This is a genomic window from Microbacterium sp. SA156, from assembly GCF_049065455.1.
Lineage (GTDB): Bacteria > Actinomycetota > Actinomycetes > Actinomycetales > Microbacteriaceae > Microbacterium > Microbacterium barkeri.
Genome location: NZ_JBAKGU010000011.1, coordinates 65,024 through 80,976, shown reverse-complemented (window position 1 = coordinate 80,976; position 15,953 = coordinate 65,024). Strand labels below are relative to the sequence as shown.

Annotated in this window: 16 protein-coding genes; 10 read left to right on the top strand and 6 right to left on the bottom strand. The window is 71.9% G+C overall.

Annotation, left to right across the window (positions count from 1 at the left end; translation table 11 throughout):
* Nucleotides 1-233: 233 nt before the first annotated feature.
* On the top strand, nt 234-404 hold the full coding sequence (locus ACOWU6_RS11680; RefSeq protein ID WP_271173998.1) for a hypothetical protein: 171 nt from the start codon (nt 234-236) through the stop codon (nt 402-404).
* A gap of 144 nt (nt 405-548) precedes the next feature.
* Nucleotides 549-1,937 carry a glycoside hydrolase family 43 protein gene (locus ACOWU6_RS11675; protein ID WP_421075774.1) on the top strand — a complete coding sequence of 463 codons (1,389 nt, stop codon included), beginning with the start codon at nt 549-551 and terminating at the stop codon, nt 1,935-1,937.
* A 37-nt stretch (nt 1,938-1,974) separates the two neighbouring features.
* On the opposite strand, the gene ACOWU6_RS11670 is transcribed toward ACOWU6_RS11675, so the two are convergent.
* Nucleotides 1,975-2,628 (bottom strand): SIMPL domain-containing protein, encoded by a 654-nt coding sequence (locus ACOWU6_RS11670; RefSeq protein ID WP_421075773.1) that lies wholly within the window; start codon nt 2,626-2,628, stop codon nt 1,975-1,977.
* 23 nt (nt 2,629-2,651) lie between these two features.
* Nucleotides 2,652-3,443, bottom strand: a complete 792-nt coding sequence (locus ACOWU6_RS11665; RefSeq protein WP_421075772.1) for an aminotransferase class IV — start codon at nt 3,441-3,443, stop codon at nt 2,652-2,654.
* 45 nt (nt 3,444-3,488) lie between these two features.
* Between ACOWU6_RS11665 and ACOWU6_RS11660 the strand changes: the two genes are divergently transcribed.
* Both ACOWU6_RS11660 and ACOWU6_RS11655 read left to right on the top strand, forming a co-directional pair.
* Entirely contained in the window at nt 3,489-4,085 is a 597-nt protein-coding gene (locus ACOWU6_RS11660) for an anthranilate synthase component II (RefSeq protein WP_421075771.1), read from the top strand.
* A complete protein-coding gene (locus tag ACOWU6_RS11655; RefSeq protein ID WP_421075770.1) occupies nt 4,082-5,524 on the top strand; it encodes an anthranilate synthase component I family protein in 1,443 nt (480 codons plus the stop codon). The genes ACOWU6_RS11660 and ACOWU6_RS11655 overlap by 4 nt, the downstream gene beginning before the upstream one ends.
* Here the strand turns inward: ACOWU6_RS11655 and ACOWU6_RS11650 are convergent.
* The 4 genes from ACOWU6_RS11650 to ACOWU6_RS11635 all read right to left on the bottom strand — a co-directional run bounded on the left by ACOWU6_RS11650 (nt 5,509) and on the right by ACOWU6_RS11635 (nt 8,314).
* Nucleotides 5,509-6,153: a GntR family transcriptional regulator gene (locus ACOWU6_RS11650; protein ID WP_421075769.1), complete on the bottom strand. Its 645-nt coding sequence runs from the start codon at nt 6,151-6,153 to the stop codon at nt 5,509-5,511. The two genes, ACOWU6_RS11655 and ACOWU6_RS11650, sit on opposite strands and share 16 nt — an antisense overlap.
* 118 nt (nt 6,154-6,271) lie before the next feature.
* Nucleotides 6,272-7,501, bottom strand: coding sequence for an MFS transporter (locus ACOWU6_RS11645; RefSeq protein WP_421075768.1), 1,230 nt, complete (start codon nt 7,499-7,501; stop codon nt 6,272-6,274).
* A complete protein-coding gene (locus tag ACOWU6_RS11640) occupies nt 7,498-7,950 on the bottom strand; it encodes a MarR family winged helix-turn-helix transcriptional regulator (protein ID WP_421075767.1) in 453 nt (150 codons plus the stop codon). Before ACOWU6_RS11640 ends, ACOWU6_RS11645 begins: the two co-directional genes overlap by 4 nt.
* A gap of 76 nt (nt 7,951-8,026) precedes the next feature.
* A complete protein-coding gene (locus ACOWU6_RS11635; protein WP_271174007.1) occupies nt 8,027-8,314 on the bottom strand; it encodes a hypothetical protein in 288 nt (95 codons plus the stop codon).
* 171 nt (nt 8,315-8,485) lie between these two features.
* Between ACOWU6_RS11635 and otsA the strand changes: the two genes are divergently transcribed.
* The 6 genes from otsA (at nt 8,486) to ilvC (ending at nt 15,943) form a co-directional block, all read left to right on the top strand.
* Nucleotides 8,486-9,901, top strand: coding sequence for an alpha,alpha-trehalose-phosphate synthase (UDP-forming) (gene otsA, locus ACOWU6_RS11630; protein ID WP_271174008.1), 1,416 nt, complete (start codon nt 8,486-8,488; stop codon nt 9,899-9,901).
* Complete coding sequence (otsB, locus tag ACOWU6_RS11625; protein WP_421075766.1) at nt 9,898-10,695, top strand: trehalose-phosphatase; 798 nt, start codon at nt 9,898-9,900, stop codon at nt 10,693-10,695. Before otsA ends, otsB begins: the two co-directional genes overlap by 4 nt.
* 75 nt (nt 10,696-10,770) lie before the next feature.
* Nucleotides 10,771-12,474: a dihydroxy-acid dehydratase gene (gene ilvD / locus ACOWU6_RS11620; RefSeq protein ID WP_271174010.1), complete on the top strand. Its 1,704-nt coding sequence runs from the start codon at nt 10,771-10,773 to the stop codon at nt 12,472-12,474.
* A gap of 63 nt (nt 12,475-12,537) precedes the next feature.
* On the top strand, nt 12,538-14,343 hold the full coding sequence (locus ACOWU6_RS11615) for an acetolactate synthase large subunit (RefSeq protein ID WP_282979799.1): 1,806 nt from the start codon (nt 12,538-12,540) through the stop codon (nt 14,341-14,343).
* Nucleotide 14,344: 1 nt separating this feature from the next.
* Nucleotides 14,345-14,854, top strand: coding sequence for an acetolactate synthase small subunit (gene ilvN, locus ACOWU6_RS11610; RefSeq protein ID WP_271174012.1), 510 nt, complete (start codon nt 14,345-14,347; stop codon nt 14,852-14,854).
* 60 nt (nt 14,855-14,914) lie between these two features.
* On the top strand, nt 14,915-15,943 hold the full coding sequence (gene ilvC / locus ACOWU6_RS11605; protein ID WP_271174013.1) for a ketol-acid reductoisomerase: 1,029 nt from the start codon (nt 14,915-14,917) through the stop codon (nt 15,941-15,943).
* Nucleotides 15,944-15,953: the final 10 nt, after the last annotated feature.

The window sequence follows — 15,953 nt, the reverse complement described above, 5'->3', positions numbered from 1 at the left end:
CAGCGCTCCTTCCTGCCCTTCCGTGGACACCTCCCTTCTGCCATGATCCTCCGGAGGATGCAATGGGTGAAGTCGAGGGTTAAATCCGCGACGCGCCCACCTCGCGGAGGGCGAGGTGGCTTTACTGGAGGGCGGATGGGGAACGTCCTGGAGACCGAGGGGCTGCCCGCCGGACGGATCGGCGCGCAGAGGGATCGCGGGGCGACTGGGGCCTCATCTGCAGGGAGACGGAAATGCCTTTCATCCGCTATGACGTGTGCGCAGAGGTGGGGGACTCCCGGCGTCAGACGAGCCACAGCATGCTCGCCGAGACGCCCGGCTTCTCTCAGAACGCCCACACCCCGTTCGCGCGCGAATCCGAGACGCGCGGACGCGTGATCGGAGGAGGCGGCATGGCCGCCTGATTCCGAGCGCCGTCGGGACGACATCCCGCACGAGGTCGAGGGGAACGCGCTGGCGCGTTCCCCTCTCTCGTGCGGTTGACCCCTCGCGTCCGGTCCGGCTAGGGTCGGGTCAGTCCTCATCTACAACGTTGTAAAAGGAGCCAGATGACATCGCGCCGCTCTTCCCTTCTCCCGGCCGCGCTGCTGGCGGCCACGCTCGTCGCGAGCGCGGCCGTGCCCGCCGCGGCCGCGCCGCGCACCGAGCCGGAGCCGGCACCGACCGGAGGCATCTCGGTCACCGGGCAGACCGCGCCCATCCACGACCCGTCGCTCTTCATCGACGAGAGCGACGGCACGTGGTACGTGTACTCGACCGGAGAGGTCGGCCGCGCGAACGGCGGGACGATCCAGACCTGGTCGTCGCACGACGAGGGCGTCACGTGGGAGTACGACGGCAACGTCTGGGACGAGATCCCCACCTGGATCGACGACCACTTCGCCGACGGAGCACTGCCCGACAACCTGTGGGCGCCCGAGCTCTACGAGCACGACGGCACCTACTACCTCTACTACTCCGCGTCGCGCTTCGGCACGAACACCTCGGTCACGGCGCTCGCGACGAACACGACGCTCGACCCCGACGACCCCGACTACGCGTGGGTCGACCAGGGTCCCGTCATCGCGTCGCCCCAGCCCATCGCCGGCGGCAAGGAGTTCAACGCGATCGACGCCGGCATCATCGAGGACGCGGACGGGACGCCCTACATGGCGATCGGCTCGCACTGGTACGGGATCTTCCTCGTCGAGATCGCGTGGCCGAGCGGCAAGCCCGTGCCCGGCGCGCTCGAGAACGCCGTGCACCTCGTCGACCGCTTCGCCCCCGGCAATCGCGTCGAGGCGCCGTTCATCGAGGAGCACGACGGCTGGTACTACCTCTTCGTCTCCTTCGACGCCTGCTGCCAGGGTGCGGACAGCACCTATCACGTCGCGGTGGGGCGCTCGCGGTCGGTCACGGGCCCGTACCTCGACAAGGACGGCCGCGACATGCTCGGCGGGGGAGGGAGCACGCTGCTCGACACCCACGGCGCGATCGTCGGCCCCGGCGGGCAGTCCGTCGACGACGGCGTGCTCGCCTTCCACTACTACGACGCGGCCAACGAGGAGATCCCGTACTTCCCCCGTCTCGGTCTCCACCGACTCGCGTGGGAGGACGGATGGCCCGTGGTCGATCAGACGGCCGGGCTGCCCGAGATCGCCGTGCAGCCGGACGACGCGACGGCGCGCAAGAACGGATCGGCGCAGTTCGCGATCGAGGTCTCGGGAGCGCCGGCTCCGGTCGTGACGTGGGAGACATCCGCCGATGGCGGCGAGACGTGGCAGCCCGCGGCCGGCTCGACCGCGCAGCTCGCGACGGACGGCTCGGCGGCGTACCGCATCGAGAAGGCGCGCTCCGAGAGCGACGGGCTGCTCGTGCGCGCGACGGTCGAGAACGCCCACGGCCGGGTGCAGAGCGACGTCGCCCAGCTCTCGGTCGCGAAGCCCGGACGACGATGACCGCCTGAGGCGGCGGGCGCGTGCGGCGCCCGCCGCCTCAGCGCGCGGCGAACCGCGCCTCGACGGCGGCCGCCACGACGATGTCGTCGGGGCGGTAGCTCACGGAGGCCTCTGCGGCGTCGAACGCCGTCGCGCGCATCGCGCGAAGCGGCCGCGGGCCGCCGTCGGGGGCGAGGAAGCCCGGGTCGGCCACCTCGAGCGGGACGACGGAGTGCAGGCCGAGCGCCTCGGCGTACGCCTTCGCCCTCGCGACCGCGATGCCCACCGCCCGCGCGGCGACGTCGCGCTCGAGGGCGGCCCGCGTCTGCGCGGTGAGGTGCCAGTGCACCTCGCCGATCTCGACGTCGTCGAGCGCCGATGCGTCCGACACCCACGCCGACAGATCGCCGGCATCGGCGAACGTCGCCGTGAAGTCGACCGCGGCCGTGTGCACGGGGTCGAGGCGGACGCCGCCGTCGCCCCACGGGCGCTCGACGCGCACGGCGAGACGCGCGCTCGACCAGTCGAGGATCGACCCGGCCGCGCTCGCCGCGGCGATCCGCTCGCGGACCGTCTCGGACCGCGCGAGGACGCGCCGCACGACCTCGTCGCGCGCCGGCGCGTCGGCGCGCACGGAGAGATGGAGGGTCGCCCGCTCGGGGGCCCTGCGCTCCTCATCCTCGCCGCGCACCGTGATGATGACATCGCTCATGGCGCGACTCTACGCGGGCGCCCTCACACCTGCTCGAGCGGGATCCCGAGATAGGCCGTCTCGAGCCGCTCGAGCGCCGGGTGCGCGGGATCCCACGCGACCCCGTCGATGCTCGCGATGGGCCGCACACCGAATCCGGCATTCGTCGCGAACGCCGCGTCCATCCGGGGGAGATCCGCCGGCGTCACGGCTGCGGTCGAGCTCGGCACCGAGTGCGCGCGCAGCGCGTCGTCGAGAAGCGCCGCCGTGACACCGGGCAGCGCGTCGGCGGCCGGCCAGACGACGCCGCCGTCGCGCACGAACCCGAGGTTCCAGGTGGGCCCCTCCGCGAGCCGACCGGCGTCGTCGGCGAAGACGGCGTCATCCCACCCGTCGCGTTGCGCCTCGGCACGCGCGAGCAGAGCGCCGAAGAGGCCCGTGTGCTTGACGGCCGGGAGCTCGCGGGCGAAGCGGACCGTGCGCACGCGCAGGGCGGCAGGCCGCGCGGGGGCGGCAGGGCGCGGCGTCATGAGCACGCGGGGGCGAGCCTCCGCTCCGGGTCTCTCGACCCCGAGCCGCGGGTCGAACACCGTCACCCGCACGATGACGGGGTCCGGCTCGTCGGCGATCGCCGCGCGCAGCTGATCGCGCACGGTCGCGATGTCGAGCTCGGCGCGGAACACCGTGCGGCAGTCCCGCGCGAGCCGCGCGAGGTGCCGCGCGAGGCCGCGCACGCCGCCGCGCTCGACCCGCATCGTGGTGAAGTGGCCGAAGCCCGTGAGCGCGAGCGGCTGGAGATCGGCCGCCGACGCGGGCGCCCCGTCGAGCAGCTGCATGCGCCCAGTCTCGCACCCGTCCGCGCGTGCCCCAGAATGGTGTCGATGACGAAGGGACAGGCAGGCGAGCGCCGAGTGCTCCTCGTCGACAACTACGACTCGTACACGGGCAACCTGCTGCAGCTCATCTGGAGCGCGACGGGCGTGGAGCCGCACCTCGTGCAGAACGACGACGTCGACGTCGACCACCTGGCGAGGTACTCGCACGTCGTGCTCGGCCCGGGGCCCGGCACACCCCATCGCGCGAAGGACGTCGCGCGCGGCTTCGAGGTGCTCGAGCGCGCGGCGGTGCCCGTGCTCGGCGTGTGCTTCGGATTCCAGGCGATGGCGGTCGCGCTGGGAGGGCGCATCGTGCCGGCCCCGCGCCCCGCGCACGGGCGGATCGACCGCATCGCGCACGACGGGTCCGCGCTGTTCGCGGGCGTGAGCGAAGGGTTCGACGCCGTCCGCTACCACTCGCTCGTCGTGGCCGAGCCCGCTCCGGCTGCGCTGCGCGTGACCGCGCGCTCGGAGGACGCCCTCATCATGGCGGGGGAATGCGTCGAGCGCGGATGGTGGGGCGTGCAGTTCCATCCGGAGTCGATCGGGACCGGCGCGGGCGGTCGGATCGTCGAGAACTTCCTCGCACAGGAGCGCGCATGACGGGCTCGACGGGGCGCCCCGGCACGTGGCTCGCGTGGACGCGCACGCTGCCGCTCGAGGCCGACGCCGAGGCGATCTTCGCCGCGCTCCACGGCCCGGACGGAGGGACGGCGGTCTGGCTCGACAGCGCCCAGCAGGCGTACGGCATGGGCCGCTGGTCGATCATCGGCGCGCCGGAGGGGCCGCGCGATCACGTCGTGGAGTTCTGGGCGGCGGACGGCCGGGTGCGGATCGACGGGGCCGACGCGGGAGCCGGGATCGACCTGTGGGAGCTCCTCGCCGAGCGCCTCGAAGCGAACCCGGTCGATGCGCCGTCCGATCTCCCGTTCGCCGGCGGCTACGTGGGCGCGATCGGCTACGGCGTCAAGGACATCGGCGCGCGGCGGCCGACGCGCGAGCCCGACGCCCAGCTCGTGCACCTCAGCCGGTACGTCGTCGTCGACCACGTCGACGGCGTTGTGCAGGTCGTCGCGACCGGCCCCGCATCCGACGAGGCGGACGCGCGCTCCTGGATCGCCGCGACGGCCCGCCGGCTCGGCGAGCTCGCGCCGCTCGCGCCGCCGCTCGCGCCGCCGTCCGCGGGCGCTGCTGAGGCCTCCGTGACCCGCGCGCGCTACCGGCGCGACCTCGACGCCGTCCGCTCCTGGCTCCTCGCGGGGGACTCCTACGAGGCCTGCTACACCTACACGCTGCGGTGTCCGGCCGACGACGCGCCCTTCGAGGCCTACCGGCGGCTGCGGCGCGCCAACCCCGCTCCCTACGCGTCGTACCTGCGGCTGCCGGGCCGGACGATCCTGTCGTGCTCGCCCGAGCGCTATCTCACGGTCTCGCGCTCGGGCTGGGCCGAGACGAAGCCGATCAAGGGCACCGCGCGACGCCTCGCCGATCCCGCCGCCGACCGCGCGGCGGCGGCCGCGCTCGCCGCGGACCCGAAGACGCGCAGCGAGAACCTCATGATCGTCGACCTGCTGCGCAACGACCTGGGCCGGATCAGCGCCCCGGGCACCGTCGACGTGCCCCAGCTCATGGCCGTGGAGACGTATGCGACGGTGCACCAGCTCGTGACCACGGTGCGGGCGCGCCTGCTGCCGCGCCCCGCTGCGGGCGTGCGGGCCGCGGGGGCGCTGTTCCCGCCGGGGTCGATGACGGGTGCGCCGAAGCGGCGCACGGTCGAGCTGCTCGATGCGCTCGAGGCGGAGCCGCGCGGGGTCTACGCCGGGGTCATCGGCGCCTTCTCGCGCTGCGGCGCCGTCGACCTGTCGGTCGTCATCCGCACCGCGGTCGTCGCCGACGGCGTCGCGCGCATCGGCACGGGCGGCGCGATCACGATCGACAGCGATCCCGCGGCCGAGGCCGACGAGACCGTCGCGAAGTCGGCGGCGATGCTGCGCGCCTTCGGCTGCACGCACCCCTTCGAAGACGGTCAGAGTCGCGCGTAGATCGCGTGGATCTCCCGGATGATCCGCTCGACGCCGTCGGCATCGCGCTCCGAGAGCGCCTCGCGCAGCCGCCGGTACCCGTCGCCCATCGCCGCGAGCAGGTCGTCCGGCACCGACTCGACGCCGTGCACCGCTCGCGCGAGCGCGAGGTTGATGTCGCGCGACGCGAGCTGGAGCTGCCGGCTGCGCGACTGCTCGAGGAGGTCGAGGTAGAAGTCGTCGAGTCGCTTCCGATGGGCGTCGGCGTCGCCGGTCTCGGCGAGGATCGCGTCGAGGAGCGAGAGCGCCTGCGCGAGCTCCTCGTCGGTCATCCGCTCGGCCGCGAGGCGCCCCGCCCATCCGGCCTGGTTGCCCGCGTACTCGAAGGCGTCCCGGGCGATCTCGGGCGTCATCTCGGTCACGCGCGTGTATCTGCTCGCGACCATCTCGATGAGGCCGATGCGCTCGAGATGGAGGAAGGCCTCCCGCACCGGCATGCGGGACACGCCGAGCTGGGCGGCGACCTCGTCGTCCTTGATCTGGGCCCCGGGCGCGAGCTCTCCCGACACGATCGACGCGGCGATGCGCTCGAAGACGAGCTCGCTCAGTCGAGTGGGTGCCGGGGGCCGCAGGGGCGTGAAGTCGCTCATCGCGATACCGATATGACGCGCATGTTCGCAGTGTAGGGCCGCGCGCGCTCCGAGCGCGATACCCAGGTGCCCGTGGAGTCGCGGCGCGCTCGGCGCCGAGACTCCACGGGGCGCCGCATCAGTCGGCGTCGCCGACGAGGACGGCCTGAGCCTGGTCGACCGCGGTCTCGTGGCCCGCGTCGGCGCGCGCGAGCAGACGGCGTCCGCTCACGACGATGACGGCGGCGATGAGCGCGGCGATCGCCCCGAACACGTAGGGAGCGGTGTCGCCCCAATGCTCGGCGAGCACGGCCGCGAGGGGCGGCGCGGCGGCGCCGCCGAGGAAGCGCACGCCCGAGTACGACGACGACGCGATCGAGCGCGGGATGTCGGTCGCCTCCATCACGGTCTCCGTGAGGATCGTGTTCATGAAGCCGAACAGCAGCCCGCCCACGACGATGCACGTCACGAGCGCGGGCTTGCTGTGGACGAGGAGCCCCGCGACGACGAGGTCGACCGCGATGAGCGGGAGGATGATCGCGATCGCCGTCGTCCTGCGCACGACGCGCAGGAGCAGCGGCGCGCCCCAGATCGAGGTGATCGCGAGGCCGAGCCCCCAGCCGAAGAAGGTGAAGCCGATGCCGAGCGCCGAGAAGCCGAGCGGGAACGGCGAGTAGGCGAGCAGGACGAAGAACGCGATGTTGTAGAAGATCGCGGCCGTCGCGAGCAGGCCGAGTGCCGGCGTCGCGAGCGCGCGGAATGCCGCCGTGAGGCGCACGGGCTCCGGGCGGTCGGCCGGTGCCCTGAGCAGCACGGCGATCGCCATGATGGCGATGGCCATGAGGGTCGCGACGCCGAAGAAGGGAGCGCGCCAGGTCACCTCTCCGAGCAGACCGCCGACGAGCGGGCCCACGGCGAGACCGAGGCCGAGCGCGGCCTCGTAGAGCATGATCGCGTTCGCGCTGCCGCCGGCCGCCGCGCCGACGATCGTCGCGAGGGCCGTCGAGATGAAGAGCGCGTTGCCGAGGCCCCAGCCCGCGCGGAAGCCGATCACGGCGTCGACCGAGCCGCTGACAGCGCACAGGAACGCGAACACGAGGATGAACCCGAGCCCGATGAGGAGGGTGCGCTTGGCGCCGATGCGGCTCGAGACGAAGCTCGTGAAGAGCATCATGAGCCCCGTGATGACGAGGTAGCTCGTGAAGAGCAGCTCGCTCTCGGCGGGGGTCGCGTGCAGCTGCTCCGCGATCGCGGGCAGGATCGGGTCGACGAGGCCGATCCCCATGAACGCGACGACGCTCGCGAACGCGACCGCCCATACCTGCATCGGCTGGCGCCAGATCGACGCTGTCCTCTCTCCTGAGCTCATCGTTCCGAGCTCTCCTCTCCGTCCGCGGGCCGCGCGTCGGCCATCCGCCGCGTGAGCAGCTCGGCCGAGGTGCGCAGCGCCTGCCATTCGCTGTCGCTGAGATCCGCGAAGCGGGGGAGGAGCGCCTCGACGAGCTGCACGCGCCATGCGGCGTACGCCTGCTCGCCGCGCTCGGTGGCGGCCACGCGCACCGCGCGCGAGTCGTCGGGGTCGGGCTCGCGCGCGACGAGCCCCGCGTCGGCCATGCCGCCGATCAGGCGCGTGACGCCCGGCTGCGTGATGCGGCTGAGTCGAGCGAGCTCCCCGATGCGCAGCGGCCCCCGTTCGCGGAGGATCGCGAGGGTCCGCCACTGCGCGGCGGGCGCCTCGTTCCGGGTCTCGAGTGCCGCCACGCGGGTGAGCGCGTGCGCCGCGACGATGATGCTCTCGAGGTCCCGTGCGCGATCCATGTCAACAGCATACCGCAGTTATATAACTAAGGTATGGATATGGGGACGACGAAGCGACGAGCTGACGCCGCGGGCGTCAGCGGCGCTTGCGGCCGCGCGTGCCCTTGTCCTTCTTGCCGGGCTTCGGCGTGCCGGCGTACTTGTACTCCTTGCCGGCGATGGGGGAGTCCTCGGGGACGGCGCCGCCGCGCGAGGCGGTGCGGATGTCGCGGGCCTCGCCGATCGCGAGGGTGAGCGTGATCGCCCAGCTCAGCCAGGCGAGTGCGACGCGCCACGTGAACCGCTTGTCGTTCGATCCCTTCAGCAGCGAGTAGCCGCTCGTGATCGCGCCGAGGAGTCCGGTTCCCATGAGGTACTTGCGCATGCCCCCACGCTAGCGCGCGACCCGCGCGTGCGCAGAGGGCGCCGTGGGGCTTGCGGCGTCTCGCGCGCGCTGGTATCGGACGCGGCGCCGCGCCGTCAAGGGCGCCGCGGGGGAGCGGGGTCGGCCGCGCGGCGCTGGCTAGACTGGCGAACCGGATACTCAAGGAGCGTCATGGCCGAAGCGGATCTCGTCGTCGTAGCAAATCGCCTTCCCGTGGATCGGATCGAGGACGAGACCGGCCAGCCGGCCTGGCGTCGCTCCCCGGGCGGTCTCGTGACGGCTCTCGAGCAGGTCATGCACAAGGTCGACGGCGCGTGGGTGGGCTGGGCGGGCAAGCCGGGCCTCGACGTCGAGCCGTTCGACTTCGACGGCACGCACCTCGTGCCGATCCAGCTCAGCGCCGAGGAGCTCGAGGACTACTACGAGGGCTTCGCCAACGGGACGATCTGGCCGCTGTACCACGACGTCATCGCGACGCCGGTCTACAAGCGCCGCTGGTGGGACGCGTATGTCCGCGTCAACCGCCGCTTCGCCGAGGCCGCGGCCGAGGTGGCGTCGGAGGGCGGCTTCGTGTGGGTCCAGGACTACCAGCTCCAGCTCGTCCCGCAGATGCTCCGCGAGCTGCGGCCGGACGTCATCATCGGCTACTTCCACCACATCCCGTTCCCCGCCTACGGCCTCTACGCCCAGCTCCCGTGGCGCCGCCAGGTCGTCGAGGGTCTCCTCGGCGCCGACGTCATCGGGTTCCAGCGGGTCGCCGACGCCGGCAACTTCCAGCGCTCGGTGCGGCGCATCCTCCGCTACGCGACGAGGAGCGACACGATCACCATCCCGCAGCCGGACGGCACCGCGCGCACAGCGATCGCGAAGGCGTACCCGATCTCGATCGACGCGCAGTCCTTCATCGAGCTGGCCCAGGATCCGGCCATCCGCGCTCGTGCGAAGGAGATCCGCGAGCAGCTCGGCAACCCTTCCAAGGTGCTCCTCGGGGTCGACCGCCTCGACTACACCAAGGGAATCCGGCACCGGCTCAAGGCGTTCGGCGAGCTCCTGCAGGACGGCCGCGTGCAGGTCGGCGACGTCACGCTCGTGCAGGTCGCGAGCCCCAGTCGGCCGGGTGTCGAGGCGTATCAGGAGCTCCGCGACGAGATCGAGCTCACGGTCGGCCGCATCAACGGCGACTACGACACGATCCACCACACGGCCATCCGCTACCTCCATCAGGGATTCCCGCGGGAGGAGATGGTCGCGCTCTACCTGGCGGCCGACGTCATGCTCGTCACCGCCCTGCGCGACGGCATGAACCTCGTCGCGAAGGAGTACGTCGCCGTGCACTCGGACAACCGCGGCGTGCTCATGCTGAGCGAGTTCGCGGGGGCCGCCGACGAGCTCAGCAGCGCGCTGCTGGTCAATCCGCACGACATCGACGGCATGAAGGAGGCGATCATGCGCGCGATCGAGATGCCCCCGGCCGAGCAGTCGCGGCGGATGCGCAGCATGCGCCGGCGCGTGCTCGAGAACGACGTCGAGCGCTGGGGGCGCCGCTTCCTGGCCGACCTCGAGACCTACCGGGAGCGTCGCCGGTGACCGGCGCGGCGCCCGTCGGCGACCCGCGCGCGCAGGCGGCCATCGCGTCGGTCGCGCAGACGTCGCGGCTGCTCGTGGCCCTCGACTTCGACGGCACCCTCGCGCCGCTCGTCGACGAGCCGCTCACGGCGAGGGCCATCCCCGAGGCCACGGCGGCGGTGGCGGCCCTCGCGGCCGCCCCCGACACGATCGTGGCGTTCGTCTCGGGGCGCTCGCTCGCCGACCTCCGGGTGATCGCCGAGCACGACGACGCCTCGCCCGTGTGGCTCTCCGGCTCGCACGGCGCTGAGCACTGGCGGCCCGCGGGAGCGGCGCCCGCGGCCGCCGCCGACGACGCCGACGAGCGGGCCGCGGCCGCCGCGCTGGTCGACGMGGCCGAGACCGCCGTCGCGGGGATGACCGGCGCGTGGATCGAGCGCAAGGCGTTCGGCTTCGCCCTGCACACGCGGCTCGCCGACGACGCGACGACCGCGGCCGCGCAGGACGCGGTCGACCGCCTCGTGGCGGAGCGCGCACCGGGATGGCGTCGCCGGACGGGTCGGGACGTCGTCGAGTTCGCGTGGCGGCACGAGGGCAAGGACTCGGCCGTCGCCGCGCTGCGCGAGGCGACGGGGGCGACGGCCGTGCTCTTCGCGGGCGACGACGTGACCGATGAGGATGCGCTCCGCGCGCTCGGGGACGGCGACCTCGGCATCCGCGTCGGCGAGGGGGAGACCGCGGCCGCCGTGCGCGTCCCCGACGCCGCCGCTCTCGCCGCGCTGCTCAGCGAGATCGCGCGTCGTCGAGCATCCTGACCAGTCGCGCGCGCCGTGGTCGACCCACCTGCGCAGCGGCACGGCGGCGCCCTGCGCGGGGAATAGACTTCCAGCGTGAGCGATACCCCTGAGATCGACATCAAGCCCCGCAGCCGCGTGGTGACGGACGGCATCGAGGCCACGACGTCGCGCGGCATGCTCCGCGCCGTGGGCATGGGAGACGCCGACTGGGACAAGCCCCAGATCGGCATCGCCTCGAGCTGGAACGAGATCACCCCCTGCAACCTGTCGCTCGACCGGCTCGCGCAGGGCGCGAAGGAGGGCGTGCACTCAGGCGGGGGCTACCCGCTCCAGTTCGGCACCGTCTCGGTCTCGGACGGCATCTCCATGGGCCACGAGGGCATGCACTTCTCGCTCGTGAGCCGCGAGGTGATCGCCGACAGCGTCGAGACCGTCATCATGGCCGAGCGCCTCGACGGCACGGTCCTGCTCGCGGGCTGCGACAAGTCGATCCCCGGCATGCTCATGGCCAGCGCGCGGCTCGGGCTGTCCAGCGTCTTCCTCTACGCCGGCTCGATCGCGCCCGGCTGGGTCAAGCTCTCGGACGGCACCGAGAAGGACATCACGATCATCGACTCCTTCGAGGCCGTGGGCGCGTGCCGCGCGGGTCTCATGTCGGAGGAGGACCTCAAGCGCATCGAGTGCGCCTTCGCCCCGGGCGAGGGAGCCTGCGGCGGCATGTACACGGCCAACACGATGGCCTCGGTGGCCGAGGCGCTCGGCCTGAGCCTGCCCGGATCGGCCGCGCCGCCGGCGGCCGACCGTCGGCGCGACTACTTCGCGCACCGGTCGGGCGAGGCCGTCGTGGAGCTGCTGCGGCAGGGCATCACGACCAAGGACATCCTGACGAAGGAGTCGTTCGAGAACGCGATCGCGCTCGCGATGGCCCTCGGCGGCTCGACGAACGTGGTGCTGCACCTGCTCGCGATCGCACGCGAGGCCGAGGTCGAGCTGAGCCTGCACGACTTCAACCGCATCGGCGACCGCGTGCCGCACGTGGCCGACATGAAGCCGTTCGGAAAGTACGTCATGAACGACGTCGACCGCCACGGCGGCATCCCCGTCATCATGAAGGCGATGCTCGACGAGGGACTCATCCACGGCGACGCGCTCACCGTCACCGGCAAGACCGTCGCGGAGAACCTGCGCGAGCTCGACCCCGACCCGATCGACGGCACGGTCGTCCACCGCTTCGACGACCCGATCCACGCGACCGGCGGGCTCACCATCCTGCACGGCTCGCTCGCGCCCGAGGGGGCGGTCGTCAAGACCGCCGGCTTCGACGCGTCGGTGTTCGAGGGCCCCGCGCGCGTGTTCGAGCGCGAGCGCGGCGCCATGGACGCGCTCGCGAACGGCGAGATCGCCGCGGGCGACGTGGTGGTCATCCGCTACGAGGGCCCCAAGGGCGGCCCCGGCATGCGCGAGATGCTCGCGATCACGGCGGCCATCAAGGGCGCTGGCCTCGGCAGGGATGTACTACTCTTGACAGACGGTCGATTCTCAGGCGGCACAACCGGGCTGTGCATCGGCCATATCGCACCAGAGGCGGTGGACGCTGGTCCCATCGCCTTCGTGCGCGATGGTGATCTGATCAGGGTCGATATCGCGGCTCGCACTCTCGACCTACTCGTCGACGAAGCAGAGCTGAGCTCCCGCCGGGAAGGCTGGGAGCCCCTGCCCCCGCGCTACACCCGAGGCGTTCTGGCCAAGTACTCCAAGCTCGTGCGCTCCGCCGCGGAAGGCGCGACGACCGGCTGAGCCGGTCCCGGCCCCGCCGCGTCCGCTGAGCACCCACTCGACCAACAGCGAGGAAGCATCATCATGCCTGCCGAAACCGCACCGGCCGTTCCGCGGCCACCCGCTCGCACCTCCGCGCAAGCGCCCGTGCTCACGGGCGCCGAGGCGGTCGTCCGCTCGCTCGAGCTGCTGGGCGTCACCGACGTCTTCGGCCTTCCGGGCGGCGCCATCCTGCCCGTCTACGACCCGCTCATGTCGGCGGCCTCCCTGCGCCACATCCTCGTCCGGCACGAGCAGGGCGGCGGCCACGCGGCGGAGGGCTACGCCTCGGCCAGCGGCAAGGTCGGCGTGACGATCGCGACGAGCGGCCCGGGCGCGACCAACCTCGTGACCGCGATCGCCGACGCGTACATGGACTCGGTGCCGATGCTGGCCATCACCGGCCAGGTGTTCTCCACGCTCATGGGCACCGACGCGTTCCAGGAGGCGGACATCGTGGGCATCACGATGCCGATCACGAAGCACTCCTTCCTCGTGAAGGACGCCGCGGAGATCCCCGGCGCGATCGCCGCGGCGTACGAGATCGCCTCGACCGGCCGCCCTGGGCCCGTGCTCGTCGACATCACCAAGGACGCGCAGCAGGCCGAGGCGCCGTTCGTCTGGCCGCCCCGCTACGAGCTGCCGGGCTACCGCCCCGTCACGAAGGCGCACGGCAAGCAGATCCAGGCCGCCGTGTCGCTCATCGCGGAGGCGCGCAAGCCCGTCCTCTACGTCGGCGGCGGCGTCATCCGCGGCCGCGCTGCGGAGGAGCTGAAGACCTTCGCGGAGGCGACAGGCGCGCCCGTCGTCACCACGCTCATGGCGCGCGGCGCGTTCCCCGACTCCCACCCGCAGCACCTCGGCATGCCCGGCATGCACGGGGCGGTGCCGGCCGTGCTCGCCCTCCAGGAGAGCGACCTCATCGTCGCCCTCGGCGCGCGCTTCGACGACCGTGTCACCGGCAAGGCGGCGCTCTTCGCCCCGCACGCGAAGGTGGTGCACGTCGACATCGACCCCGCCGAGATCTCCAAGATCCGCACGGCCGACGTGCCGATCGTGGGCGACCTCAAGGAGGTGCTCGTCGATCTCGACACGGCGTTCCGCTCGACGACGCAGGGCGGCGCACCGGACTACGACGAGTGGTGGGCCTACCTGCGCGGCCTGCAGGATCAGTACCCGCTCGGCTTCGCCCCGACGACCGACGGGCTGCTCTCGCCGCAGCACGTCATCCAGCGGATCGGCGAGCTCACCGGCCCCGAGGCGGTCTACGCCGCGGGCGTGGGGCAGCACCAGATGTGGGCGGCGCAGTTCATCAAGTACGAGCGCCCGAATTCGTGGCTGAACTCCGGCGGCGCCGGGACGATGGGGTACTCGATCCCCGCCGCGATGGGCGCGAAGGTCGCCGAGCCGCACCGCGTGGTGTGGGCGATCGACGGCGACGGCTGCTTCCAGATGACGAACCAGGAGCTCGCCACGTGCGCGCTCAACGACATCCCGATCAAGGTCGCGATCATCAACAACTCGTCGCTCGGGATGGTGCGGCAGTGGCAGACGCTGTTCTACGACGGCCGCTACTCGAACACCGATCTCCAGACGGGCCACGACACCGTCCGCATCCCCGACTTCGTCAAGCTGGCCGAGGCGTACGGCTGCCTCGCGATCCGCGTCGAGCGGGAGGACCAGATCGACGACGCGATCCGCCTCGCGCTCGAGACGAACGACCGCCCCGTCGTGATCGACTTCGTCGTGAGCGCCGACGCCATGGTGTGGCCGATGGTGCCGCAGGGCGTCAGCAACAGCTACATCCAGTACGCGCGCGACCACTCGCCCGCCTTCTCCGAGGAGGACTGACATGTCGTCCCACGTGCTGAGCCTGCTCGTCGAGGACCGTCCCGGTCTGCTCACCCGCGTCGCGGGCCTGTTCGCCCGACGCGGCTTCAACATCCACTCCCTCGCCGTCGGCGTCACCGAGATCCCCGGGCTCTCCCGGATCACGGTCGTCGTCGACGTCGACGACCTCCCGCTCGAGCAGGTCACGAAGCAGCTCAACAAGCTCATCAACGTCGTGAAGATCGTCGAGCTCGACCCCGCCGCGTCGGTGCAGCGCGAGCACATGCTCGTGAAGGTGCGCGCCGACAACGCGTCCCGGTCGAACGTCCTCGAGGTCGTGAGCCTCTTCCGCGGCAACGTCGTCGACTACGCGCCCGACGCGCTCGTGATCGAGATCACGGGCGACCAGGGCAAGGTCGACGCCTTCCTCAAGGCCATCGAGCCCTTCGGCATCAAGGAGCTCGCGCAGTCGGGGCTGCTCGCCCTCGGCCGCGGCGGCAAGTCCATCACCGAGCGCGTCCTGCGCGGCTGATCAGAACCTCGGGCGGCGGTGCGCCGCCCGCGACGAACCCCATCCAAGGAGAGAAATACAGTGAGCACCGAGATCCTCTACGACGCAGACGCCGACCTGTCGATCATCCAGAACAAGAAGGTCGCGATCGTGGGCTACGGCTCGCAGGGCCACGCGCACGCGCAGAACCTCCGCGACTCGGGCGTCGAGGTCGTCATCGCGCTGAAGGACGGGTCGAAGTCGACGCAGAAGGCGCAGGAGGAGGGCTTCGAGGTCAAGAACGTCGCGGACGCCACCGCGTGGGCCGACCTCATCATGATCCTCGCGCCCGACCAGCACCAGCGCTCGATCTACGCCGAGTCGATCGCGCCGAACCTGTCCGAGGGCAAGACGCTCGCGTTCGCGCACGGCTTCAACATCCGCTTCGGCTACATCGACGCTCCCGAGGGCGTCGACGTGATCCTCGTCGCGCCCAAGGCCCCCGGCCACACCGTGCGCCGCGAGTTCGCGGCCGGCCGCGGCATCCCCGACATCATCGCGGTCGAGCGCGACGCGTCGGGCCAGGCCTGGGACGTCGCCCTCTCGTACGCGAAGGCGATCGGCGGCACGCGCGCCGGCGTCATCAAGACCACGTTCACCGAGGAGACCGAGACCGACCTCTTCGGCGAGCAGGCCGTCCTCTGCGGCGGCATGAGCCACCTCGTGCAGGCGGGCTTCGAGGTGCTCACCGAGGCCGGCTACCAGCCGCAGATCGCCTACTTCGAGGTGCTGCACGAGCTCAAGCTCATCGTCGACCTCATGTGGGAGGGCGGCATCGCCAAGCAGCGCTGGTCGATCTCGGACACGGCCGAGTTCGGCGACTACGTCTCGGGACCGCGCGTCGTCGACGCGCACGTCAAGGAGAACATGAAGGCCGTGCTCGCCGACATCCAGTCGGGCGCGTTCGCCAAGCGCTTCATCGACGACCAGGACGCGGGCGCGCCCGAGTTCCTCGGTCTGCGCGAGAAGGAGCAGCAGCACCCGATCGAGGCCACGGGCAAGGAGCTCCGCGCCCTGTTCGCATGGAAGCAGCAGGACTCGGACTACGTCGAGGGCTCGGCCGCGCGCTGATCTCCTGACC

Bases quoted from the DNA above. Each gene is read 5' to 3' on its own strand.
- ACOWU6_RS11680 (WP_271173998.1), top strand. From the start codon at position 234: ATGCCTTTCATCCGCTATGACGTGTGCGCAGAGGTGGGGGACTCCCGG.
- ACOWU6_RS11675 (WP_421075774.1), top strand. From the start codon at position 549: ATGACATCGCGCCGCTCTTCCCTTCTCCCGGCCGCGCTGCTGGCGGCC.
- ACOWU6_RS11670 (WP_421075773.1), bottom strand. From the start codon at position 2,628: ATGAGCGATGTCATCATCACGGTGCGCGGCGAGGATGAGGAGCGCAGG.
- ACOWU6_RS11665 (WP_421075772.1), bottom strand. From the start codon at position 3,443: ATGCAGCTGCTCGACGGGGCGCCCGCGTCGGCGGCCGATCTCCAGCCG.
- ACOWU6_RS11660 (WP_421075771.1), top strand. From the start codon at position 3,489: ATGACGAAGGGACAGGCAGGCGAGCGCCGAGTGCTCCTCGTCGACAAC.
- ACOWU6_RS11655 (WP_421075770.1), top strand. From the start codon at position 4,082: ATGACGGGCTCGACGGGGCGCCCCGGCACGTGGCTCGCGTGGACGCGC.
- ACOWU6_RS11650 (WP_421075769.1), bottom strand. From the start codon at position 6,153: ATGAGCGACTTCACGCCCCTGCGGCCCCCGGCACCCACTCGACTGAGC.
- ACOWU6_RS11645 (WP_421075768.1), bottom strand. From the start codon at position 7,501: ATGAGCTCAGGAGAGAGGACAGCGTCGATCTGGCGCCAGCCGATGCAG.
- ACOWU6_RS11640 (WP_421075767.1), bottom strand. From the start codon at position 7,950: ATGGATCGCGCACGGGACCTCGAGAGCATCATCGTCGCGGCGCACGCG.
- ACOWU6_RS11635 (WP_271174007.1), bottom strand. From the start codon at position 8,314: ATGCGCAAGTACCTCATGGGAACCGGACTCCTCGGCGCGATCACGAGC.
- otsA (WP_271174008.1), top strand. From the start codon at position 8,486: ATGGCCGAAGCGGATCTCGTCGTCGTAGCAAATCGCCTTCCCGTGGAT.
- ACOWU6_RS11615 (WP_282979799.1), top strand. From the start codon at position 12,538: ATGCCTGCCGAAACCGCACCGGCCGTTCCGCGGCCACCCGCTCGCACC.
- ilvN (WP_271174012.1), top strand. From the start codon at position 14,345: ATGTCGTCCCACGTGCTGAGCCTGCTCGTCGAGGACCGTCCCGGTCTG.